This window comes from Qipengyuania sp. CAU 1752, assembly GCF_054482615.1.
This window is the reverse complement of sequence record NZ_JBTLRE010000001.1, coordinates 1,771,630-1,794,432: the sequence shown is the minus strand read 5'-3', so window position 1 is coordinate 1,794,432 and position 22,803 is coordinate 1,771,630. Positions and strand designations below refer to the sequence as shown.

General features: G+C 62.1%; 15 protein-coding genes and 1 tRNA gene. 11 read left to right on the top strand and 5 right to left on the bottom strand.

The window, feature by feature from the left end:
- The first annotated feature begins 50 nt into the window (after positions 1 to 50).
- The 7 genes from ACXYL9_RS08745 (at position 51) to trxA (ending at position 11,355) form a co-directional block, all read left to right on the top strand.
- Positions 51 to 2,393, top strand: coding sequence for a PAS domain-containing sensor histidine kinase (locus ACXYL9_RS08745; RefSeq protein WP_459039191.1), 2,343 nt, complete (start codon positions 51 to 53; stop codon positions 2,391 to 2,393).
- Positions 2,390 to 2,827 (top strand): tRNA (adenosine(37)-N6)-threonylcarbamoyltransferase complex ATPase subunit type 1 TsaE, encoded by a 438-nt coding sequence (gene tsaE, locus ACXYL9_RS08740; protein WP_459039190.1) that lies wholly within the window; start codon positions 2,390 to 2,392, stop codon positions 2,825 to 2,827. Before ACXYL9_RS08745 ends, tsaE begins: the two co-directional genes overlap by 4 nt.
- On the top strand, positions 2,824 to 3,825 hold the full coding sequence (locus ACXYL9_RS08735; RefSeq protein WP_459039189.1) for an aminoglycoside phosphotransferase family protein: 1,002 nt from the start codon (positions 2,824 to 2,826) through the stop codon (positions 3,823 to 3,825). Before tsaE ends, ACXYL9_RS08735 begins: the two co-directional genes overlap by 4 nt.
- 23 nt (positions 3,826 to 3,848) lie before the next feature.
- The gene (locus ACXYL9_RS08730) at positions 3,849 to 4,538 is read left to right on the top strand and encodes a nucleotidyltransferase family protein (RefSeq protein ID WP_459039883.1); all 690 of its coding nucleotides are present in this window, start codon (positions 3,849 to 3,851) and stop codon (positions 4,536 to 4,538) included.
- Complete coding sequence (locus ACXYL9_RS08725; RefSeq protein WP_459039188.1) at positions 4,531 to 7,515, top strand: PD-(D/E)XK nuclease family protein; 2,985 nt, start codon at positions 4,531 to 4,533, stop codon at positions 7,513 to 7,515. Before ACXYL9_RS08730 ends, ACXYL9_RS08725 begins: the two co-directional genes overlap by 8 nt.
- A complete protein-coding gene (gene addA, locus ACXYL9_RS08720) occupies positions 7,512 to 10,955 on the top strand; it encodes a double-strand break repair helicase AddA (protein ID WP_459039187.1) in 3,444 nt (1,147 codons plus the stop codon). The genes ACXYL9_RS08725 and addA overlap by 4 nt, the downstream gene beginning before the upstream one ends.
- 79 nt (positions 10,956 to 11,034) lie before the next feature.
- Entirely contained in the window at positions 11,035 to 11,355 is a 321-nt protein-coding gene (gene trxA, locus ACXYL9_RS08715) for a thioredoxin (RefSeq protein WP_459039186.1), read from the top strand.
- A gap of 14 nt (positions 11,356 to 11,369) precedes the next feature.
- Here the strand turns inward: trxA and ACXYL9_RS08710 are convergent, their stop codons facing one another.
- The gene (locus ACXYL9_RS08710; protein ID WP_459039185.1) at positions 11,370 to 12,176 is read right to left on the bottom strand and encodes an inositol monophosphatase family protein; all 807 of its coding nucleotides are present in this window, start codon (positions 12,174 to 12,176) and stop codon (positions 11,370 to 11,372) included.
- 4 nt (positions 12,177 to 12,180) lie between these two features.
- Complete coding sequence (gene argJ, locus ACXYL9_RS08705; protein ID WP_459039184.1) at positions 12,181 to 13,407, bottom strand: bifunctional glutamate N-acetyltransferase/amino-acid acetyltransferase ArgJ; 1,227 nt, start codon at positions 13,405 to 13,407, stop codon at positions 12,181 to 12,183.
- A gap of 76 nt (positions 13,408 to 13,483) precedes the next feature.
- Between argJ and ACXYL9_RS08700 the strand changes: the two genes are divergently transcribed.
- The 3 genes from ACXYL9_RS08700 to ACXYL9_RS08690 all read left to right on the top strand — a co-directional run bounded on the left by ACXYL9_RS08700 (position 13,484) and on the right by ACXYL9_RS08690 (position 17,372).
- Positions 13,484 to 13,756 carry a hypothetical protein gene (locus ACXYL9_RS08700; protein WP_459039183.1) on the top strand — a complete coding sequence of 91 codons (273 nt, stop codon included), beginning with the start codon at positions 13,484 to 13,486 and terminating at the stop codon, positions 13,754 to 13,756.
- 89 nt (positions 13,757 to 13,845) lie between these two features.
- The gene (gene secA, locus ACXYL9_RS08695) at positions 13,846 to 16,602 is read left to right on the top strand and encodes a preprotein translocase subunit SecA (protein ID WP_459039182.1); all 2,757 of its coding nucleotides are present in this window, start codon (positions 13,846 to 13,848) and stop codon (positions 16,600 to 16,602) included.
- Between the two features lie 26 nt (positions 16,603 to 16,628).
- Positions 16,629 to 17,372: a sulfite exporter TauE/SafE family protein gene (locus ACXYL9_RS08690; protein ID WP_459039181.1), complete on the top strand. Its 744-nt coding sequence runs from the start codon at positions 16,629 to 16,631 to the stop codon at positions 17,370 to 17,372.
- Positions 17,373 to 17,378: 6 nt separating this feature from the next.
- Here the strand turns inward: ACXYL9_RS08690 and ACXYL9_RS08685 are convergent.
- Together ACXYL9_RS08685 and ACXYL9_RS08680 are read right to left on the bottom strand one after the other, a co-directional pair.
- Positions 17,379 to 17,453 (bottom strand) — tRNA-Asn (locus tag ACXYL9_RS08685).
- A gap of 107 nt (positions 17,454 to 17,560) precedes the next feature.
- The gene (locus tag ACXYL9_RS08680; RefSeq protein WP_459039180.1) at positions 17,561 to 18,349 is read right to left on the bottom strand and encodes an NAD kinase; all 789 of its coding nucleotides are present in this window, start codon (positions 18,347 to 18,349) and stop codon (positions 17,561 to 17,563) included.
- A gap of 114 nt (positions 18,350 to 18,463) precedes the next feature.
- Between ACXYL9_RS08680 and ACXYL9_RS08675 the strand changes: the two genes are divergently transcribed.
- Entirely contained in the window at positions 18,464 to 19,264 is an 801-nt protein-coding gene (locus tag ACXYL9_RS08675) for an EAL domain-containing protein (protein WP_459039179.1), read from the top strand.
- Here ACXYL9_RS08675 and mfd read toward each other — a convergent pair.
- Positions 19,249 to 22,737: a transcription-repair coupling factor gene (gene mfd, locus ACXYL9_RS08670; protein ID WP_459039178.1), complete on the bottom strand. Its 3,489-nt coding sequence runs from the start codon at positions 22,735 to 22,737 to the stop codon at positions 19,249 to 19,251. The two genes, ACXYL9_RS08675 and mfd, sit on opposite strands and share 16 nt — an antisense overlap.
- Positions 22,738 to 22,803: the final 66 nt, after the last annotated feature.

Below are 22,803 nucleotides of genomic sequence, written 5' to 3'. Positions count from 1 at the left end.
TTTTGGTGCGTGTTGCATCGGGCGCGGTGGCGGCATAGCTGCAACATTCGATGGAACTTTCTCCGACCCTCATGGCTTTGCTCGGCGTGCTGCTCGCCGCCTGGACGGCGGGTGCGGCGTGGCTGATGATCCGCGCCGGAAGCAAAGCCCGGGGCGCTGACAAAAGCCGACAGGCTGCGCGGCGGATGGCGCGGATGCTGGACGAGGCGCCGGCGATCCCGCTGCTGGTGCGTGCCGATGGGCGGATCGAAGGCTCGGAACGGCTCGCGCACTGGCTCGGCTTCGATCGCTTGCCGCAATATCTCAGTGAACTCGGCGCGGGAGAGGATCGCGGGCTGTCACGAGAACAGCTTGAGCAACTGACCGACAAGGTTCGCCGCGCCCAGAAATCGGCTGCGCCTTTCCGGATGAATATCACCGTGCCCGGTTCCCAACGCAGCCTGGCCCTGCGCGGTCAGTTGGCCGATCCGCAGGTGTCACCGGGCGGGGCCGCACTGGTATGGGTGTTTGACTTCAGCGAAAGCGCCACCGAGCTGAGCCGGATGCGCGCGGAATCGGCTCGCGCCAAGGGTGACTTCGCCGCGTTGGTGGGTCTTATCGAAGCTGCGCCCATGCCGATGTGGTTCCGGGGACCCGATGCAAAGCTGCGGCTCGTCAACAGTGCCTATGTCGAGGCAGTCGGGGCGAAAGATGCCGACACGTTGGTGAAGGAGCAGGTCGAACTGATCGAATCGGTCGATGGCCTGACGGCAGCACAGGTCGCAGCACAGGCTTCGCAGCAGAACCGTCCGGTCGAGCGGATTGTCCAGGCGACAATCGCGGGCGAGCGTCGTGCCTTGCGGGTGTCGGATCTGCCGCTCGGAGATGAAGGCGTCGCAGGCTACGCCGTCGACATCCAGGAACTCGAAGAACAGGCGCGGGCGCACAGGGCCTATGCCGAGGCTCAAAGATCGATGATGGATCGCTTGTCCGTCGGCGTTGCGCAATTCGACTCGGCTCGCAAGCTCACCTTCGCCAACCAGCCATTCCGCCGAATCTTCGCTCTGCCGCTGGGTCTGGGTGGCGATGGCCTGACCTTCGAACGTCTACTCAGCGATGCGCGAGACAAGGGTCGGATTCCCGAAGTGCGGGACTTCCCGGCCTGGCGTACAGAGCATGTCGATTGGTTCGAAGCTGGCGAGCCGCAGGAAGAGGCGTGGCCGCTGTCGGACGGCACGCACTTGCGAGTATTTGCGCAGCCCATGCCAGATGGCGGCCTTGCGCTGATCGCCGAAGATCGCACCGAGCAACTGGCACTTTCCGCCACCCGCGACACGCTTCTTCGGACGCGTACTGCTACGCTCGATAGCCTGTTCGAAGCGCTGGGTGTGTTTGCGCCTGACGGACATCTGCAGCTCTGGAACCGAAGTTTCGCAGGGACTTGGGGGGTCGAGGCGGAACTGCTCGACACCCATCCATCGGTGGACGCTTTGTTGACCGAGATTTCTGCCCACCTTGCCAAGCCGAAGCGGGCCAAGGTCATCGGGGAGGTCATTCGCGCAGCCACGCTCGATCGCAAGGAACAGGCTGGCAGGGTTTCGCTTGCTGACGGCCGAACGCTCGAATTTGCGGGCGTCCCCTTGCCCGATGGCAATGGTCTGCTGACCACGCTTGACGTGACCGCCAACGAGCAGGCCGAAACGGCGTTACGCGAGCGCAATCAGGCACTCGAACAGGCTGACGAGGTCAAAACCCGTTTTCTGGCCAACATGTCATACGAATTCCGCACCCCGCTAACATCGATCGGCGGCTTTGCTGAAATGCTCGATAGCGGAGTTGCAGGGGAACTTTCGGATCAGGCTCGAGAGTATGTGGCGGCGATTATCGAATCGGTCGCGCGGCTGACCGATCAGGTCGAGGACGTGCTGGATCTCTCGCAAAGCGAGGCCGGCCTGTTGCCAATACGGAAGGAGAAATTCGCGCTGCTTCCGTTCGTCACCCGCATCGTGCGGGAACGCGAACAGGACATCAAAGCGAGGGGTCTGTCCCTTGATCTGCGCGGCGGCGCCAATCTCAAGGTCATGGCCGATAGCCGTCAATTGGCGCGCGCAATCGGCCATCTGGTCGACAATGCCATTGGGGCCACTGCCAGTAACGGGAAGATCCTGGTCGATCTGGCGCGCAAGCCCGAGGGTACACGGATCGTCATTTCGGACGACGGTTGCGGAATGTCGCCCGAGGCTCTTCGCCGTGCTCTCGAGGGCCTGCGACCCAGTGTCGACGGCAAGGGGATGGAGCGCCGCCAGGGCCTCGGCATCCCGCTGGCGCGGCAATTGGTGGAGGCGCATGGCGGTCAGCTTGACATCCAGTCGCGCGAGAATCTCGGCACCAGCGCTACGATTATCCTGCCATGATTGTGCATCTACCCGACCTTTCGGCGATGGAAGCGTATGGCGCGCGGATCGCCGCCGAGCTGTTGCCCGGTGACGTGGTGGCACTGTCGGGCGGCCTTGGTACGGGCAAGACTACGCTGGCGAGGGCCATCCTGTCTGCACTCGGGCATAACGGCGAAGTGCCATCGCCCACCTTCACAATTATCGAAAGCTACGAAGCGCTCGTTCCTCCGGTCGTCCACGCCGATTTCTATCGCCTCGAAGCTCCGGCAGAGGCCCAGGAAATTGGTCTGGACGATTATCGCGAGGGCGCAGTGCTGCTTGCCGAATGGCCCGACAAGGCGGGAGGATTTGCGCACGAGCCAGCCTGTCTCTCGATCATGCTGAAAACCGCCGATGAGGGGCGCTCGGCGATTGCGGAGGGTGGTGCCAGTTGGCTAGGACGGATGCCATGAGTGAAGGCACCGAAGTGCTGCCGGAAGGCGGCCAGCAATTTCTCGACGCGGCAGGCTGGGCAGGGTGCTTGGTTAATCCCATTCCCGGTGACGCCAGTTTCCGGCGCTACTTTCGTCTCTTGAAGGAGGGCGATCGCGCGATCCTGATGCACGCGCCGCCTCCGCATGAAGACCCGCGACCATTCATTTTGGTAGCCTCGTGGCTGACGCAGGCCGGCGCGCGCGCTCCGACGATCCTGGCGCAGGATGTGGCGCGAGGATGGGTCCTGACCGAAGATTTCGGCGATAATCGAATGCGTGATTGGCTCGACCACAATCCACAAGGCGAGCAGGGTGCTTACTGCGCTGCAATCGACGCACTGGTCCCCCTGCATCGTACGAAGGCTGGCCCGTTTGATCCCTACGATATGGAAACCTATTTGCGCGAGGCGCGGCTGCTAGTCGAATGGTATACGCCGGCCATGGCGCTTGAAATCGACAGCGCCGGGTATGATGCGGCCTGGGCAGCGGCGCTCGCGCCGCTGCTGGAGCGGCAGGGAGTGGGAGTAACAGTCCTGCGCGACTACCATGCCGAGAATATCATGCTGTTGAATCCATCACCCGATGGCTCGGGTGAGCAGGGCATCATAGACTTCCAGGACGCGCTGGCCGGACACCCCGCCTATGACCTGGTATCGCTTTTGCAGGATGCTCGGCGCGACGTTGACCCTGCGCTCGAAGCGCAGATGCTGGAGCGATATAAGGCCCAAGCCGACATCCACGACACGTTTGACGCCGACTACGCGCTGCTCGGAGCGCAACGGAACGCCAAGATCGTCGGCATCTTTACACGGCTGTTCCGCCGCGATGGGAAGCCACGCTATCTCGATTTCGTACCGCGGGTCTGGGAGGCGATGGAGCGCGATCTGCGTCATCCTGCGCTGGACCCGGTAGCACGTTGGTTCGATGCCAATATCCCTGTCCACTTGCGCGAACAACGCGGGGGGCGGATTTTGTGACCAGGCTGGCTTCGAACACCGCGATGGTGATGGCGGCAGGCATGGGCAAGAGGATGCGGCCGTTGACGGCAACCCAGCCGAAGCCTCTGGTGCGGGTCGCCGGAAAGCCCTTGATTGACCATACGCTCGATCGGCTTGTGGAAGCGGGGGTGACGCGGGCGATCATCAATGTGCATTATCTTGCCGACGCTCTCGAAGCGCATCTGAGCGCGCGACAGCAACCCCAAATTGTCATTTCGGACGAGCGCGACCAACTCCTCGAAACAGGCGGCGGGATGGTCAAGGCGCAAGGCCAGTTGCCCGATCCGTTCTTCTGTCTAAACTCCGACAACATCTGGCTCGACGGGCCAGGCAATGCATTCCATGAGATGTCGTCCAGGTGGGACACAGAGACGATGGATGCGCTGTTGCTCCTCGTTCCGCACGCCCGTGCGTTCAACTTTCGCGGCGAAGGCGATTTCCATCTCGATGCAGAGGGGCGGGTAAGCAGGCGCAAGCCGGGTCGTATCGCACCCTTTATTTATACCGGCATCCAGCTTGTCTCTCATCGCTTGCTGCGCGACGCGCCCGAGGGCAAGTTCTCGACTAATATCCTGTGGAATCGTGCGCTCGAGGAAGGCCGTCTGTTCGGGTTGTCTTTCAATGGCTTGTGGTTCGAAGTTGGTACGCCTGAGGCGATCGGACCGACCGAGGAAGCGCTCGCGGATGGCTGAACGGCGCGAGCCCGAAGTCTACTCGATCGCCGCCCACCGAGGCTTTGCCGATGCGTTGGTGGCAGGTCTGGTTCCGCGGTATTACGAAGATGACGTAGGTCTCGCGCGCCTGACCTTGCTGTTGCCCAGCACGCGCGCCATGCGCACCGTGACCGAGGCTTTTGTTCGTCATCTGGGCGATCTCGACCGGCCCGGCATGTTGCTACCGCGTATGGCGGTTGTTGGTGATCTCGATCTCGACGAGACATTGGGGAGCCTGCTCGATCCACTGGGCGCGGCCGATATTCCCTTGGCGGTCGACCCGACCTGGCGTTGGCTGCGCCTGGCCGGCCTGTTGCGGGAAGTGATGCAGAAGGATGCTCCGAAGGGGGCTGCGCTGTTCAAGCTAGCGCGGGAAACCGGACGGACGATGGATCGCCTGCTGGTAGAGGACGCGAAGCCCGAAGACTTGCGCAGCGAACCCGTTCTCGACCTCTTGGGCGATCTGGCTGAACATTGGCAGAAGTCGCTCCGCCGCTTCGCGAAAGTTCAGGCGATGTGGTTGGCAGAACTGGACGGCGGTGGCTGGGTCGATGCAGCGACCCGTCGCAATCTCCTGTTCGAACATGCCGCCCGGCGGTGGAGATCCGAGCCCCCTTCTTCGCCGATTGTTGCCGCCGGCGTAACCAGCGCCGCCCCGGCACTCGCGCGCCTGCTGCGGGTGGTCGCCGACCTCCCGGCGGGCGCAGTTGTGCTCCCCGACCTCGACCTCGCGATGGCGGACGATGTCTGGGAAGAGTTGGGACAGGCGGGCCATGCTGCAGAGCCCGGCGGCGAAGTCTTCGGTAAAGGTGACGCGGTTACCCATCCGCAATACCATCTCAAACTGCTGCTCAATCGGATGGGCATTGCCCGCGGGGAGGTTCGTTCCTGGCACCGCAAGGGGGTAGGCGCTGCGCGACCAGAAAGGTCGCACGCCGTCAGTGCGGTCTTCCTCCCCCCGGAAGCCAGCAAGGTGTGGGTCGATCTTCCGTCGGAAAAGCGTCACCTTGCCGGGGTTAGCCTGCTGGAGACACGCAACCCCGAAGCCGAGGCGCAGGCGGTTGCCTTGCTCGCCCGCGAGGGAATCGAGACACCGGAGCAGCGGGTCGCCATCGTCACCCCCGACCGCGGGCTGGCACGCCGGATCGTCCACCATCTGCGACGCTGGAACATCGAAGCGGATGATTCCGCCGGGCGTGCGCTTTCGGATACGACAGCAGGCCGATTGCTGTTGCTGTTGGCCGAGACCCTGGCAGACAATGCAGCGCCCGTTTCGCTGGTATCGCTTCTTGGCCATCCACTGGTGAAACGCGGCGAGGAGCGCCGCGACTGGCTGCGAAACCTGCGCCGGTTCGAGCGGGAATTGCGCGGCCCGCGGCCCGCGCCCGGCCTCGCCGCATTGCGCGAACGCGCCAGCAAGGCGCGGGTGGACGATTGGTGGCAGGCAGCCGAGGCGGTTCTCTCGCCGCTGCTGGGAATCGCAGAACCGACTGGCCTTGCCGACTTGCTGGCAACGCTGGCGCACACTGGCGAGCAGTTGTGCGGGGAGGAGTTGTGGGCACAGGAAGATGGCCGCGCGCTGGCCGATTTCATCGACGACCTTGTTCTCAATGCCCGCGCCACGCACACCATGATCGAGCCGCAGGACCTGCATGGCCTGTTGCGCGACGCGATGGAGCAGATCTCTGTGCGTCCGCCGTATGGCGGACATCCTCGCATCGCCATCTACGGATTGCTCGAAGCGCGGATGACCCGGGCGGACCTGGTGATTTGTGCCGGTCTCAACGAGGGGAGTTGGCCGGCCAGGCCCTCGGTTGATCCCTTGCTGGCTCCGACAGTCCTGCGCGCACTGGGCATTCCGGGTGCCGACTTCCGCATAGGGCTTGCCGCGCATGATCTTGCCGGTGCCCTTGGCGCACCCAAAGTGGTGCTCAGCCGGTCGGAGCGGGATTCCGAAGGGCCGGCCATCGCCTCGCGCTTCCTTTTACGCGTCAGGGCGCTTTTGGGCGAAATGGTCGGTCGCTATGAACAGAATGACATTCGCGCCCTAGCGAGGGAACTTGATGCCGCGCCGCCAGCGCCCGCCTATCCCCGCCCGACCCCTCGGCCTGCTCCCGAGCAACGCCGACAGAAAATCAGCGTGACCGCGCTCGACAAGCTGCGATCTGATCCGTTCCAGTATTATGCCAACGCAATCCTACGGCTACGCGAGTTGGAACAGCTCGACGCGGACGCCACCCCGCAATGGCAGGGCGAGCTGGCGCACACTATCCTAGAACGCTGGCACAAGGACGGGGGCGACCTGTTCGCCATATCAGACGCGGTGCTGGCCGAAATGGATCATCACCCGCTGACCCGCGCCCTGTGGGAGCCGCGCCTGCGCAAGGCGCTTGAGTGGGTCAAGAGCGAGATCGACGGCGATCCCGGCAGAACGCCTGTACTGGCCGAAGCAAAGGGAGAGTTCGACCGCCACGGCGTTACGATACACGGGAGGATCGACCGGTTGGACAAGCTCGACAGCGGTGGTTTCGCAGTGGTCGACTACAAGACCGGAGGGCCGCCCAGCGGCAAGGAAGTCGAGGCCGGCTTTGCGCTGCAGCTCGGCACGCTGGGCCTGATGGTGAATGCTGGAGGTTTCAGCGAATGCGGGATTGAGGGGGAGGCCACGGCGTTCGAATACTGGTCTTTGGCCAAGGCCAAGTCAGACGACCATGATACGGGTTTTGGCTACATCGAAACACCGCTGCGGACCGGTCGCAAGAGGAGTGGCATTCCGCCCGAGGATTTTTTGCCCGAGGCGCTGCGGTTCCTTGATGACGCGCTTTCGCGCTGGATCCTTGGCGATGAACCCTTCACCGCCGAGGTGCAGCCCGATGCGAAGCAGTATCACACCTATGATCAACTCATGCGGTTAGATGAATGGTATCCGCCCGATCCCGGGGAGCAGATATCATGAGCGGCAAGACGCTGGTCCATCCCTTGAAAGGCGAACAGGCCGAGGCGGTCGATCCCGGCGCCAGCGTCTGGCTTTCGGCGAGCGCCGGAACCGGCAAGACACAGGTTCTTTCCGCCCGTGTCCTGCGACTGCTGTTGCAGGATGGCGTCGGACCCGAAAGCCTGTTGTGCCTCACCTTCACCAAGGCCGGCGCCGCCGAGATGGCGACCCGCGTCCATCAGGTCCTGGCGCGCTGGGTGCGCTTGGATGCGGCCGATCTGGCGCAGGATCTGAAGGCCATCGGAGCGCGGCACGATCCGGCCACTCAGGCGCGGGCGAGGACGCTGTTCGCCAAGGTTCTCGATTGTCCGGGCGGCGGCCTGCGGATCGACACGATCCATGCTTTTTCGCAATGGCTGCTGGCGGCGTTTCCGCAAGAGGCGGATCTTCTGCCGGGCACGAGGGCAATCGACGATCGTGAGCGGGCGCTTCTGGCGCGGGAAGTCCTGTCTGAACTTGTCGCCAATGCCACCCAGGAGGACCGGGACGCGCTCGCCATGCTCTCGATCCGTCACGGTCCCGATGGCGCGCGATCCTGGCTAATGCGTTGCGCCGATGCGATCGACCTGTGGACCGGACCCAGCGGTTGGCAGCCACCCATGCGCGAGCGGGTGTTGCAACTGCTTGGCCTGCCCCCGGATTGCGATGAGGAGATGGTCGCTGCCCTATGCAGCGATGACACGTTCGACGTCGGGTCGCTGCGTCAGTGCCTCGATTTCTATGGTCAGTGGAAGGCGAAGGCCGGCGGGGATGCGGTTGCTGCTGTGGGACAATGGCTTGGTCTCACCCCGCGTGACCGGCTCGGCACTATCAGAGATCTGGCGAACGCGTTCTTTCACAAGAACGGGAATCCCAAGCTACCGAAAAATGCCGACGATGCATTTTCGGCCGCGCATGCCCGTGTGGGTGAACGAATATCGGCGATTAACCTCCAGATGGCGCAACTGGCGTTGGCCGAGTACCTTGAGCCGGCACTGACTCTCGGGCGCAAATTCGCGCTTGCATGGCATGAGCGAAAACAGCGCGACGGACTAATCGATTTTGATGACCAGATCCGCCACGCGGCGCGCCTTCTTCGCGACGAGGGGCTTGGACGCTGGATTGCCTACAAGCTCGACCGGCAATTCGATCATGTCCTTGTCGACGAAGCGCAGGACACCAATGAGGCGCAGTGGGACATCATCCGCGCACTCACGAGCGAGTTCTTCACCGGTCTCGGCCAACGCGACGCCAAGTTGCGAACGATCTTTGTGGTAGGCGATTACAAGCAGGCCATTTTCGGCTTCCAAGGCACCAGTCCGCAAAATTTTGCGCGCCAGAAGGAAGTTTACCGCGAGGAAATCGAGACCGCGATCACCAATGCCCGGCAGCTTGCGGACGAGACCCGTTCGGTGCCGCTTGTCAGCTTGCGCGAATTACAGGTGCTGGGGCTGGGCCGCAGCTATCGCACAGCACAGGACGTTCTCGATTTCGTTGATCGGGCAATTGCCGCAATCGGGGCGGAGGCTATCGGTCTGGATACGCCGCCCGAACCGCATGTCGGTGACGCGAAGCGTCCTGGCTTGGTCGGATTGTGGCATCCAGTTGTTGCGGCACCGTCAGAAGACGACACTGATGATGACAGTTGGCTAGGTGGCCCCGAGCGGGCGATGGCCGACCGGATCGCCGCGCAGGTCAAGGAATGGCTCGACCCGAACGGTCCGGGGCATCCGTTGGCCAAGGGTGAACACCGCCGTGCGGAGGCCGGCGACATCATGATATTGGTGCGCAAGCGCAAGGAATTGGCCGGTCTGATCGTCGCGCGCCTGCATGCCGCGGGTGTCCCGGTCGCGGGCGTCGACCGGCTGCGGTTGGGCGCGCCGCTGGCGGTAAAGGACTTGATGGCGGCGTTGCGTTTTGCCGCGCAGCCTTTCGATGATCTCAGCCTCGCCGGACTGCTCGTCTCGCCTCTTGGCGGTTGGTCGCAGGAAGACCTGCTGCAGTATGGCTATCGCGAGGCGAATGTAACCTTGTGGGATCACCTGCGCTGCTCCGATGAGCCATTCTCCCAGTCTACGGTTGCGCGGCTCCGCTTGTTGTTAGAGCGGGTCGACTTCGAGCCACCCGAAGCGATGCTTCACTGGATACTGACCGGGCCCTGGCAGGGTCGGCGCAAGCTGGTCGCGCGGCTTGGCCATGAGGCGAACGATCCGATTGACGAGTTGGTCAACGCGGCTTTCGCCTATTCGTCCGTCGCTACGGCGAGTTTGCAGGGTTTTATCCAGTGGTTCGATGCCGGGGACGGCGAGTTGAAGCGTGAACCGGGCGGCGACGACGGGGTGGTCCGCGTCATGACGGTGCATGGGTCGAAGGGTTTGCAGGCACCGATCATCATCCTGGCCGATGCCACTGGCAATCCTGACCGCACGCGCGCCAGCGATCTTATGGTGACCGAGGAAACATCCGGGCAGGCGGTGCCCATACCAGCCATCCCGACCGCTGAGCGGCATGGTCCGGTGGCCGCCGCGCAAGAAGAGTTCAAGCGGCTCGAGAGGCAAGAACATTGGCGTCTGCTCTATGTCGCCATGACCCGCGCCGAAGAGGCGCTTTATGTTGGCGGCGCGCTTGGGTTGAAAGAGAAAGAGCCGGCGGAAGATAGCTGGTACGCCCGGCTTGCCCCCTTGTTCGCCGACCCGGAGCTGGCCGACCCGATCTGGGGAGGGAGGCGGGAAATAGGCCGCCTGCCAGATCCTGTGGTCCCCAATGCGGACACTGCCCGTGCTCAGAAGGCAAGCAGACCGGAATGGGCCACTACCCCTGTGGGCCCGGAGCCACGTCCGCCGCGGCCCTTGGCGCCCAGTTCGGCGGGTGAAGATCGCAGCGCGACTCCCCCGCTCCCGTCAGAGGAGGGAGCAATCGCGGCTCGGCGGGGCGTACTGATCCACAAATTGCTCGAGCGGATGCCCGAGGTGGGGAGCGACTTGCGCAAGGCCGCCGCAACCCAATGGCTGGAACGTAATGCGCAAGACCTGGACGCGATCGACCGAAACGAAATCGTCGCCAGCGCAATTGCAGTGCTTGATCACTCCGACTTCGCCGGGATATTTGGCCCAGATGCACTTGCCGAGGCACCTCTGGCGGCTACGGTCAGAGGACAGGTCATTGCCGGTACGGCCGACCGACTCCTGGTCTGCCCGACCGAGGTGACGGTAGTGGATTTCAAGACCACGCGGCGCCCGCCCGGAAGTCTCGAAGCCGTTCCCGACGGAGTTGTGCGGCAGATGGCTGCCTATGTAGCCGCGCTTGAATGCATTTATCCGGAACGCAGCGTAAAGGCGGCGGTTCTCTACACGCATGCGCCGCAGATCTTCGCGCTGCCCGATGCCATGCTAGCTCCGCACAAAGCCGCGTTGCAAAGCTAGCAGCAAAGCTTTGGTCGGACCCCCTTTGACCGGGCGGATCGACCGCCTAGATTGGACGCAACAACAGGAGATATACTCGATGGCCACCGTAAACATTACCGATAGCAGCTGGCAGAGCGACGTGCTGGAAGCCGACAAGCCCGTGTTGGTCGATTTCTGGGCCGAGTGGTGCGGTCCATGCAAGCAGATTGCCCCGGCGCTTGAAGAAATCAGCGATGAACTGTCCGACAAGGTGACAATCGCCAAGCTTGATATCATGGCCAACACCGACACCCCGAGCAAGCTGGGCGTGCGCGGCATTCCCTATCTCGCTCTTTACAAGGGTGGTGAAAAGATCGCCGAAATGACCGGCGCTGCGCCAAAGAACCAGCTCAAGCAGTGGCTCGAACAGCAGCTTTGAACTTGGGTCGGCTGCTATAACCGGGCTGTCAGCCGCTCAACAAAATCGATCCAGATGGCAGGTGACGACGCACCGACAAGTCCCGGTGTGCCGCCATCATCCACACGATAGGCGCTGCCATCGAAACGGGCGGCCATGCCGCCTGCCTCGTTGAGCCATAGCACCCCGGCGGCGTGGTCCCACGCGAGCGTTCGCTGGAAGGTGGAAATATCGTTCTGTCCTAGCGCGAGACGTGGATATTGTTCGGCAGCGCAGCGCGGGATGTCCACGAGGTCGAAGGCTGGCTCGATGACACGCTCGACAACCGCCTTCTGTTTGGCATTGAGGTAAAGAGTTGAAATAGCGGCGATTGGTTTCTTTGCCCCAGTGGAGCGTGCGGTGACACGATCTTCATCGATCTTCGCCCCCTTGCCGCGATGGGCGCTGCAGAATCGGCGGCTAAGACAGTCGTAGATCCAGCCCGATCGGCAAACACCGCCCGATGCCTGCGCCAGCAAGATTCCGAAGGGTGCCTTGCCGCTGGCAAAATTATGTGTGCCGTCGATGGGATCAATAATCCAGCAATCTCCGGACAAGTCCTCCAGCACGCCCGGATCGGCAAAGGCGGCTTCTTCGCCCACGATCGTGAGCCCGGGCTCCAGTCGCGCCAGCCCCTCGTAGAGTGCATCTTCGGCTTCGCGGTCGGCTATTGTGACGAGGTCGTCCGTGGCCTTCTCGACGATCTCGCGCTTCGACAGATTGCGATAACGCGGCAGGATAATGCTGTCGGTCACCTGCTCCATCAGGGCGCGAATACGCTGATCGAGTGTGTTGCCGGGCATACGCTCAGGAACGGTAGTCGGCGTTGATTTCGATGTAACCGTGGGTCAGGTCGCAGGTCCAGACAACGGCGTGGCCCGCTCCCATATCGAGGTCGACATCGACGACGATTTCGTCGCCCTTGAGATGTTCGGCTACAGGTCGTTCGTCGAATTCGGCCAGCGGTTGTCCGTTGCGCGCCGCCCAGTGCCCTCCGAACCCGATAGACAGCTTGTCGCGGTCGGCCGGTTCGCCGGCCTTGCCAACAGCCATCACCACCCGACCCCAATTGGCATCCTCGCCGGCAATGGCGGTCTTTACCAGCGGCGAATTGGCGATCGAAAGAGCGATCCGCCGGGCGCTGTCGTCCGAGGCAGCCCCCACGACCCGAATTTCGATGAACTTGCTTGCCCCTTCTCCGTCGCGCACGACCAGTTGCGCAAGCTGGCGGCACACGTCCACTAACGCTGCGGCGAAGGCATCCGCCCCCGGATCGTCGAACGTGGTCAACACGGGATGGTCAGCCTTGCCCGTGGCAAAGGCGAGGACAGTGTCACTGGTAGAGGTGTCACCATCGACCGTGATGCAAGAGAATGTCCCGGCGTTGGCGTGTTCGAGCATTTGCTGCAACAGCCCGGGCGCGATAGCGGCGTCAGTGAAAATGTAGCCGAGCATGGTCGCCATGTCTGGCGCAATCATGCCGCTACCCTTGATGATGCCGCACAGTTCGACGCGCTTTCCGTTAATCATGGCAGAAGCACGGGCTGCCTTGGGGAAGGTATCGGTCGTGCCGATAGCGTGGGTGGCTGCTTCCCAGGAGCAAGGTGCGGCCTCGAAAGCAGCATCAAGTCCGGCATCGGCGATGTCGGCCGGCAGGGGCACCCCGATGACGCCGGTCGAGGACACGAAGACCTGCTCAGTCGGACAGTTGAAGTGTTGCGCGACCTTGGCGATGATCCGTTCGACCGCCTCGCGCCCGCGATAGCCGGTGAAAGCATTGGAATTACCGGCGTTGACCACCAGCGCCCGGGCCAACCCTTGAGCAATTGATGCGCGGCCGAATTCCACTTCGCTCGAGGCACAGGCGCTGCGGGTAAAAACACCTGCGATGCTGGTCCCTTCCTCCAGCTCGACCAGGGTCAGGTCGGCGCGGTCCCACTCCTTGTACCCGGCGCGCACGCTACGCAGGGTCATGCCTGCAATTTCGGGCATTTCGGGAAAGGGCCGGGCGAGGGGTGAGGGGGCAAGTTCCATAGAGTGGCGCGCATAAGTGCAAACGCGGTTCCTCGCAACTGGACGCAGCGTGCTTTAATGCCTATCTGGGCCGCCTATGCGTCGCCAATTGCTGACCCTTCTTGCGCTCCTGACCGGACTTGCCGCCATCGGCACGCCGGCCAATGCTGCCATGGGCGAGATGTTCGGGTCGCAGGTCCAGTCCGGCTCGCAGACGAGCGACGAGGAGCGCGGAGCGGAATGTCGCCAGCGCAAGAGTGTCGAGCACAGCCCGGCACGATGCAGCACAATTGTGGATTGCATCCCGCGGCGGAAGGCTGCTGTGCATCTGCCGACAGTCATGCTCGGCAGCGACATCTCGCTCGAATAGCTGCGCACCGCACATATTCCGACTTTTGATCGCTCTCGCGCAAGATGCGGGGGCGCTAATCCCATTACATTTGCGTCAGGCACTCTCCCATGCTCAACAATATCATGAAATCGGTCTTCGGCTCGTCGAATGATCGCTACGTCAAGTCGATCGGCAAGATCGTCGACCAGATCAATGCGCTAGAAGACCAAATCAAGGCGCTTTCCGACACGGAACTGCAGGCTCAGACCCAAAAATTCCGCGAACAGATTGCTGCCGGCGCGTCGCTCGACGATATCCTCCCCGAAGCCTTTGCTACGGTACGTGAAGCCTCGGTCCGCGTGCTGGGCATGCGACACTTCGACGTCCAGTTGGTCGGCGGCGTGGTTCTCCATCGCGGCGAGATTGCCGAAATGAAGACGGGCGAGGGCAAGACGCTGGTCGCAACGCTGGCCACCTATCTCAACGCCATTGAAGGCAAGGGCGTTCACGTCGTCACCGTAAACGATTATCTCGCACGACGCGACGCTGAATGGATGGGACAGCTCTACACGTGGCTCGGCCTGACGGTCGGGGTTGCGGTTCCCAACATGAACGAGATGGAAAAGCGCGACGCTTATAACGCTGACATCACCTACGGCACGAATAACGAATTTGGCTTTGATTACCTGCGCGACAACATGAAGCACGAGCGCCGCGCCATGGCGCAGCGTCCATTCAACTTCGCAATCGTCGACGAGGTCGATTCTATCCTGATTGACGAGGCGCGTACGCCGTTGATCATCTCCGGCCCGACCGAGGACAAGACCGACCTTTACGTGACCGTCGACGAGGTGGTGAAGCGGGTCGATCCCGAGTGGTACGAAGCTGACGAGAAGACCAAGAACATTACCTGGACCGAGGACGGCAACGAGAAGATCGAGCAATTGCTCAAGGATGCCGGCCTGCTTGAAACCGATAATCTTTATGATGTCGAAAACACCCAGGTCGTTCACCACCTGGACCAGGCTCTCAAGGCCAACATCATGTTCAAGCGTGATACCGATTACATCGTCAAGGACGACAAGATCGTCATCATCGACGAATTCACCGGGCGCATGATGGATGGTCGGCGCTGGTCGAACGGCCTGCACCAGGCTGTCGAAGCCAAGGAAGGCGTTAAGATCGAGCCCGAGAACCAGACCCTGGCGTCGATCACCTTCCAGAATTATTTCCGTATGTATCCCAAGCTTTCAGGCATGACCGGCACGGCCTCCACCGAGGCGTCTGAATTCTGGGACATCTACAAGATGAACGTGGTCGAGATACCGACCAACGTGCCAGTCCAGCGGATGGACGAGGAAGACGAGTTCTACAAGAACACGCTCGACAAGTTCGGTGCCATTGCCAAGGCGATCAAGGAAAAGAACGAGATCGGCCAGCCGGTGCTCGTCGGCACGGTCTCGATCGAGAAGTCAGAGCTGCTCAGCCAGTTCCTCGAAAAGGAAGGCGTCAAGCACGCCGTCCTCAATGCCCGCTTCCACGAAAGCGAAGCGCATATCGTGGCGCAGGCCGGTCGCCTGGGCGCGGTGACCATTGCTACCAACATGGCTGGCCGCGGTACTGACATCCAGCTCGGCGGCAATATCGAGTTTCGCATCAACGACGAGCTGAGCGAGATGGAAGATGGACCCGAGCGCGATGCGGCAGTCGCGAAGATCAAGGCCGAGGTCGAGGCCGAAAGGCAGAAGGTCAAGGAAGCCGGCGGCTTGTTCGTCCTCGGTACCGAGCGGCACGAGAGCCGACGGATCGATAACCAGTTGCGCGGCCGTTCGGGCCGCCAGGGCGACCCCGGCCTCAGCCGTTTCTACCTCTGCCTCGAGGACGATTTGCTGCGCATTTTCGGCCCGGACACCCTGTTTGCGCGGATGATGAATTCGAACCTCGAGGACGGTGAAGCTATCGGCTCGAAATGGCTCTCGAAGGCCATCGAGACCGCTCAGAAGAAGGTCGAGGCGCGCAACTACGATGTGCGCAAGCAGGTCGTTGAATTCGACGACGTGATGAATGACCAGCGCAAGGTCATCTACGAACAGCGCGCCGAAATCATGGACAGCGAAGCAGTCGATGATGTCGTGATCGATATGCGTCATGACACCATCAACGCGATCGTGACCCAGTCCTGCCCGCCGGGATCCTATCCCGAGCAATGGGATGTTGCTGGCCTGAAGGAGCGGGTCGAAGAAGTGCTGGGTATGACTCCGCCGATCGACCAGTGGATGGAAGAGGATTCGATCGAGCCCGATAAGTTCGAGGAGCGAATCCGGACCGAGGCCGATGCCCAGATGGACGCCAAGATCGCCGCCACCGACCCGGCGGTGTGGCGCCGGGTCGAGAAGGGTATCCTGCTGGACCGGCTTGACCATCACTGGAAAGAACACCTCGCGACGCTCGATGCGCTGCGTCAGGTGGTTTTCCTGCGTGCTTACGCGCAAAAGCAGCCTATCAACGAGTACAAGCAGGAAGCTTTTGGCCTGTTCGAGAGTATGCTCGACAAGCTGCGTGAGGATATCACCTCGATCCTGATCAAGAGCGAGTTGCGCATGGCTCCGCCTCAATCGCAGGCCGAGTTACCTGACTTGCCGGATTTCCTGACCGGCCATATCGATCCGCTAACTGGGCTCGAGAATTCAAACGATGGCGACGGTTCGGCCGGGCGAGCCGAACTGTTCGGTGCGCTGGCTGGTTCCTCGCGCGCGGCCTTCGGGCCGGGCGGCGCTGCCGGTCCGGCCGACAATCCCTATGCCAATCAGGAAATCAGCCGCAATGCGCCGTGCCCCTGCGGTTCGGGCAGCAAGTACAAGCACTGCCACGGGGCGTCGGGTTGATCCTGGTCCTGTAGCAGCGCGGCGAGATGGGTATTTACGCTCTCGCGGCCGCTTTTGCCGCCACCGCACTGCTTTATGCCAGTGTCGGGTTCGGCGGGGGATCGACATATAGCGCGCTGTTGGCGCTGGCCGGGTTCGACTACCGTCTCCTGCCGGTGCTTTCCTTAGTGTGCAACGTCGCGGTGGTTGCCGGTAGTAGCATCCGCTTCGGGCGGGCCGGGGTGACCCCATGGCGCAAGGCCTTGATACTCACGGTCATCGCCGCCCCGGCAGCTTTGCTGGGTGGCCTGACTCCGATCGCCGAAGGGACATTCTTCTCGCTGCTTGGAGCTAGCCTGGTGCTGGCAGGATTGGCGTTGTTCATCCCGCAAGGCGCTGGAGAGGGGGACAGCAACCGTCTTGCAAGGGCAATGCCCTTCGTCGCGGCCCCGATTGGCTATCTGTCGGGTCTCGTCGGGATCGGCGGCGGAATATTCCTCGCGCCGCTGCTACATCTCACCCGCTGGAACGATGCGCGCGGCATTGCAGCCACCGCGAGTCTTTTCATCCTGGTGAATTCACTGTTCGGACTGACCGGGCAATTGCTCAAGAGCGGGCCGGACACGCTCGGTTCTGCGGTGACCTTCGGACTGCCATTGATGATCGCGGTGGTAATCGGGGGGCAGATCGGCAGCCTGCTGGCGCTCAAGGTCCTGCCTGCGCGGATCATCCGCTGGCTGACCGCAGCGCTCACGATCTGGGTGGGATCGCGGCTGCTTCTAGGCCTGTAGGAAAAGTGGCTCCCCGAGTTGGATTCGAACCAACGACCAAGTGATTAACAGTCACCTACTCTACCGCTGAGCTATCGGGGAGCAGCCCGTCTTGCGAGCGAGCCGCGCGTATATGGGGGGCGAAATCGATTTGCAAGGGGGAGATTTCAACAAAAGGCGAGCTCTACCCCTGACAAGGCACCAACCGGTCAGGTCAAAAACTGCTCGGCCACGATTCTTTCATCGAGTGAATGGCCCGGATCGAACAGCAGGACCAGTTCCGCGCTGCGGTCGATCGCGACCGAAACCTCGGCAATGTCGCGGAATTCGTGTTGGTCGGCGACCACGGCCACGGGACGCTTGCTGGGCTCCAGAACCCGCATCTTGATGTCGGAATATTCGGGCAGGATCGCGCCTCGCCACCGCCGGGGGCGGAACGGGCTGATCGGGGTGAGTGCCAGCAATTGCGAATCGAGCGGCAGAATCGGGCCATTTGCCGACAAGTTGTAGGCGGTCGAACCCACCGGGGTCGAAACCAATACGCCGTCGCAGACCAGCTCGGCGATTCGGACCTTGCCGCCGACCGTCACCTCAATCTTGGCGGTCTGGCGCGTTTCACGCAGCAGGGAGACCTCGTTGATGGCGCTGGCGGAGTATTCGGCGCCATTCTGGTCAATCGCGTCCATGCGCAGCGGAGCGACTATGCGCGTTGAGGCCCGATTGAGTGTGGCAAGAAGATCGGGGCGCTTGCGCGACCGGTTCATCATGAAGCCGACCGTGCCCATATTAATGCCATAGGCTGGCTTCAGAGAGCCCTCTTCGAGCATCTTGTGCAGGGCATGGAGCATGTAGCCGTCGCCCCCGAGAACGACCACGGCATCCGCCTCGTCAATCGGGACGAAGTTGAACTGTTCGGAAAGCTCGGCATGGGCTTCCTGCGCCCTGTCCGTATCGGTCGCCAGCAATGCCAGCGTTTCAAACCCGTTATTCTGGGGCAAACGGCGTCCCTCCCGGCTGTGCGCGCTGAGTATGCTGTATGAAGGACCGTGCCATTTGGCAACGCAATGCACTTGCGCCGGGATTTCGCCAATGGAGCAGGCTAGGGGGAGGATATGGCTTCCAGCGATTACCTCCAACTCGAACTGGCGCGCGTCTCGGCGCATGCCCCTGACTTGATCGGGTCTATCGCGCAGGACCAGATCGAGACAGTCTACCAGCCGCAGTTCGCGCTCGACGACGACGCTTTGGTCGGAGGCGAGGCGCTGGCGCGCTGGCACCATCCGGTGCTTGGCACGATCGGCGCTCAAACTACATTCGCCATTGCCGAGGACCAGGATGCGGCGGTTAGATTGTCGGAACATGTTGTCGATGCTGCGCTGGCGCAGTTCGCAACCTGGCCCGGGCACCTGCGTTTGTCGGTCAACATCCTCCCGCAAGAAATATCGGCGAATGATTTCGCCTTGCGTTTCCTGGCACGCGTGCGCGAAAGTCGAGTTGATCCGGAACGATTGACGGTCGAGATTACCGAGGACGTGCTGCTCGGTGACTTGCGCAGCGCCGCCCTTGCTCTGGGTTCCTTGCGCGATGCAGGCGTAGCCATCGCGCTCGACGACTTCGGGGCAGGGTTCTGCAACTTCGGCTATCTCAAGGTCCTCCCGCTGGATTACCTCAAGCTAGACCGGTCCATGGTCGAAGGGATCGCCACCGATCATCGCGATCTGGCGATACTGCGGGGCATCGCCACGATGGCGGATGCACTTGGCCTTGATGTGATCGCTGAAGGTATCGAGCGCGAAGCGCAACGCGCTATTGTCGCCGCAGAAGGTTGCAAGGCCTATCAGGGCTTCCTGCGGTCAGCGCCGGTGGATGCGACCTCCTTTCGCCAGTTGGCGCTTGCTCAGGCGGCTTTTTGACCCTTGCGATAGCGCCGGGCGACGCCGCCTAACCCCTTGGTAAGCTGGTAAAGGCCGTTGAGACGACTCTGCGGGTCGACCCACGCGCGGTTTATGACCAGTTTCATGTCGGGGCGCAGCTTGGCCGTACCCTTGAGCCTGTCGACGTAGGCGATGAGGCCGGGGCCGTCGGGGAAATCGTCCTGGTGGAAGGCCACCAGCGTTCCGCGCGCGCCGACATCGATCTTGGCGATATTGGCCTCGATCGCCTGGTGCTTGATTTCTATCAGGCGCACTAGATTGGCGGTAGCATCGGGCAGTGGTCCGAAACGATCGATCATCTCGGCTGCCAGCGCCTCGATCTCGGCCTTGCCTTCGGCCTGGTTGAGGCGGCGATATAGCGCCATCCGCACGGCCAGGTCCGGAATGTATTCTTCGGGGATCATGATCGGCGCATCGACCGTTATCTGCGGGCTGAGCGGCTCGCGGTCCTCGGTAAGGCCTGCCTCACCAGCCTTGGCTGCAAGAATGGCGTCCTCCAGCATCGACTGGTACAGTTCGAACCCGACCTCGCGGATATGGCCCGACTGTTCGTCGCCCAGCAAATTGCCGGCACCGCGAATATCGAGATCGTGGCTGGCGAGCTGGAAGCCTGCACCAAGCGAATCGAGATCACCCAGCACCTTGAGGCGTTTCTCTGCCACCTCGCTCAGTTGCGAGTCCTCGGCATAAGTGAGGTAGGCGTAGGCGCGCAGCTTGGCCCGACCCACGCGGCCGCGGAGCTGGTAGAGCTGGGCGAGGCCGAAGATATCGGCGCGGTGGATGATGATTGTATTGGCGCTGGGCAGATCGAGCCCGCTTTCGACGATGGTGGTCGACAGCAGAACCTCGTATTTGCCCTCGTAGAACGCGCTCATACGCTTTTCGATCTCGACCGGGCTCATCTGTCCGTGTGCGGTCACCGCCTTTACTTCGGGGACGTTGTCGCGAAGCCATTGCTCAACGTTTTCCATGTCGGAAATGCGCGGTACCACGATAAAACTCTGTCCGCCGCGATGATGTTCGCGCAGCAGTGCCTCGCGCATCACCATGTCGTCCCATTCCATTACGTAAGTGCGGACCGCCAGCCGGTCGACTGGGGGGGTCTGGATAGTGGAGAGTTCGCGCAGGCCGGTCATGGCCATCTGCAAGGTGCGCGGAATGGGGGTCGCGGTCAGGGTCAGCATGTGCACATCGGCACGCAATTGCTTGAGCTTTTCCTTGTGGCTGACACCGAAACGCTGCTCCTCGTCGACGATGACCAGGCCCAGGTTTTTGAAGCTGGTGGATTTCGACAGGATTGCGTGCGTACCGACAACGATGTCGATATCGCCGCTGGCGAGGCCATCACGCGTATCGCTCATTTCCTTGGATGGCACCAGCCGGCTCAACCGGCCTACCTTGAGCGGAAAGCCGTTGAAGCGGGCAGAGAAATTCTCGAAATGCTGGCGTGCCAGCAGGGTGGTGGGGGCGACAACGGCAACCTGCTGGCCGTTCATGGCAGCTACAAAGGCAGCGCGAAGTGCCACCTCGGTTTTGCCGAAGCCAACATCGCCGCACACCAGTCGGTCCATCGGCCGCCCGCTTTCGAGGTCGCGCAGGACATCCGCAATGGCGCGATCCTGGTCGTCGGTTTCTTCCCACTGAAAGCGGTCGACGAATTGGTTGTAGGAGGCTTCCTCCACGTCGAGTACTGGGGCTTTGCGTAGCGCTCGCGCGGCGGCGGTTTTCATCAGTTCGCCAGCAATCTCGCGGATGCGTTCGCGCAGTTGTGCGCGGCGCTTCTGCCAGGCTTCGCCGCCCAGCCGATCAAGCATCACCGATTCTTCCGACGAGCCATAGCGCGACAGCACGTCGATGTTTTCGACCGGGATGTAGAGTTTGTCGCCGCCGCGATATTCGAGCATGACGCAATCGTGCTGGCTCTTGCCGACGGCAATCGGCTCCAAGCCAAGATACTTGCCGATGCCATGCTCGACATGGACCACAAGGTCGCCGCGGTTAAGGGTTTGAAGTTCAGCAAGAAAGGCGTCGGAATCCTTGCGTTTCTTGTGCCGCCGCACCAGCCGGTCGCCGAGCAGGTCCTGCTCGGTCAGCAGTTCCATCTGGTCATTGGCGAAACCGGTTTCTACTGGCAGGACCAGCGCAACTGGAGTGCCTTTCGCTGCGAGGCCGAGCGCCTCCTGCCAGCCGTCCGCCAGGCGCGTTGCGCACCCCGCTTCGGACAGGATCGAGGCAATGCGGCTGCGGCTGCCCTCGGAGTATGCTGCCAGCAGGGGTTTTTTGCCCTGGTTTGCCAAGCCTTTCAGATGCTTGGCTGCAGTTTCGTAGACATTGTCGCCACGCGCCCGTTCGGGGGCAAAATCGCGCGCCGAGGTGAAGCCGAAGTCCACGACACGCTCGCCTTCTGGCTCGGAAAAAATGACACTGCGATGCGCCGGCGCGGCAGCGAGGTGTCGCTGCCATTCATCCGACGAGAGATAGAGCGCGTCCTCGGCCAACGGCCGGTAGCCACCCTTGGCTTGTCCGGTCGCATTGCGGCGGGCCTCGCGATAATCGGAGATGTCCTTCAGCCGCTCGTCGACCGAATTGGCGCCAGTGGCATCCATCACCACCAAGTCGTTCTCGTCGAGATGTTCAAACAGCGTCACCAGCCGGTCTTCAAAAAGCGGGAGCCAATGCTCCATCCCGGCCAGCCGCCGACCTTCGCTAACCGCCTCGTACAGCGGGTCCTGTGTCGCTGCCGCCCCGAACTGTTCGCGATAGCGGCCCCGGAACCGCTTGATGCTGTCCTCGTCGAGCAAGGCCTCGCTCGCCGGCAGCAGCAGGTGGGACTTGATGACCTGCGTGCTCATCTGCGTCGAAGGATCGAACAATCGCAGGCTTTCGAGCTCATCGCCAAAAAAATCGAGCCGCAAGCCCTGTTCGAGGCCGGAAGGAAAGATATCGACGATCGAGCCGCGGATGGCATATTCGCCACTGTCCACCACGGTATCGGTGCGGGTGTAACCCTGTCGGCGCAATAGAGCGGACAGGCTCTCCATCCCGATCTCTGACCCCGGCGCGAATTCGCGCACACTTTCGCGGATCCGGAACGGGGTCAACACGCGCTGCATGGCGGCGTTGACGGTAGTGACGAGCAGCTGCGAACCGGCCTTGCCTATCTGCAGGCGGTGCAATGCCGACAGCCGCCGTGCGCTGACCGCCAGTGCAGGGCTGGCGCGATCATAGGGCAAGCAGTCCCAGGCAGGAAACTCGATCACTTCGAGTTCGGGCGCAAAATAATGAGCGGCTTCGGCAATGGCGTGCATTGCCGATTCGTCCGGCGCGATGAACACGGCGCGGCCCTTCGCCGCGCGGGCCAGGTCGCTCATCACAAGCGGTTGCGCACCACGGGCAACCGAGGCCAGCGTCAGCGGTTCACGGGCGTTCAGGATACGGGAAAGGTTGGGCATCGTGGCTTTAGCGATCCTGCGTTCGAAGCGTTCCGGTCATGCGCGATAACCCCCTGCCGCAAGCGG

Excerpts from the sequence above, each read along its gene's own strand:
- ACXYL9_RS08745 (WP_459039191.1), top strand. The coding sequence starts at position 51 with ATGGAACTTTCTCCGACCCTCATGGCTTTGCTCGGCGTGCTGCTCGCC.
- tsaE (WP_459039190.1), top strand. The coding sequence starts at position 2,390 with ATGATTGTGCATCTACCCGACCTTTCGGCGATGGAAGCGTATGGCGCG.
- ACXYL9_RS08735 (WP_459039189.1), top strand. The coding sequence starts at position 2,824 with ATGAGTGAAGGCACCGAAGTGCTGCCGGAAGGCGGCCAGCAATTTCTC.
- ACXYL9_RS08730 (WP_459039883.1), top strand. The coding sequence starts at position 3,849 with ATGGTGATGGCGGCAGGCATGGGCAAGAGGATGCGGCCGTTGACGGCA.
- ACXYL9_RS08725 (WP_459039188.1), top strand. The coding sequence starts at position 4,531 with ATGGCTGAACGGCGCGAGCCCGAAGTCTACTCGATCGCCGCCCACCGA.
- addA (WP_459039187.1), top strand. The coding sequence starts at position 7,512 with ATGAGCGGCAAGACGCTGGTCCATCCCTTGAAAGGCGAACAGGCCGAG.
- trxA (WP_459039186.1), top strand. The coding sequence starts at position 11,035 with ATGGCCACCGTAAACATTACCGATAGCAGCTGGCAGAGCGACGTGCTG.
- ACXYL9_RS08710 (WP_459039185.1), bottom strand. The coding sequence starts at position 12,176 with ATGCCCGGCAACACACTCGATCAGCGTATTCGCGCCCTGATGGAGCAG.
- argJ (WP_459039184.1), bottom strand. The coding sequence starts at position 13,407 with ATGGAACTTGCCCCCTCACCCCTCGCCCGGCCCTTTCCCGAAATGCCC.
- ACXYL9_RS08700 (WP_459039183.1), top strand. The coding sequence starts at position 13,484 with ATGCGTCGCCAATTGCTGACCCTTCTTGCGCTCCTGACCGGACTTGCC.
- secA (WP_459039182.1), top strand. The coding sequence starts at position 13,846 with ATGCTCAACAATATCATGAAATCGGTCTTCGGCTCGTCGAATGATCGC.
- ACXYL9_RS08690 (WP_459039181.1), top strand. The coding sequence starts at position 16,629 with ATGGGTATTTACGCTCTCGCGGCCGCTTTTGCCGCCACCGCACTGCTT.
- ACXYL9_RS08675 (WP_459039179.1), top strand. The coding sequence starts at position 18,464 with ATGGCTTCCAGCGATTACCTCCAACTCGAACTGGCGCGCGTCTCGGCG.
- mfd (WP_459039178.1), bottom strand. The coding sequence starts at position 22,737 with ATGCCCAACCTTTCCCGTATCCTGAACGCCCGTGAACCGCTGACGCTG.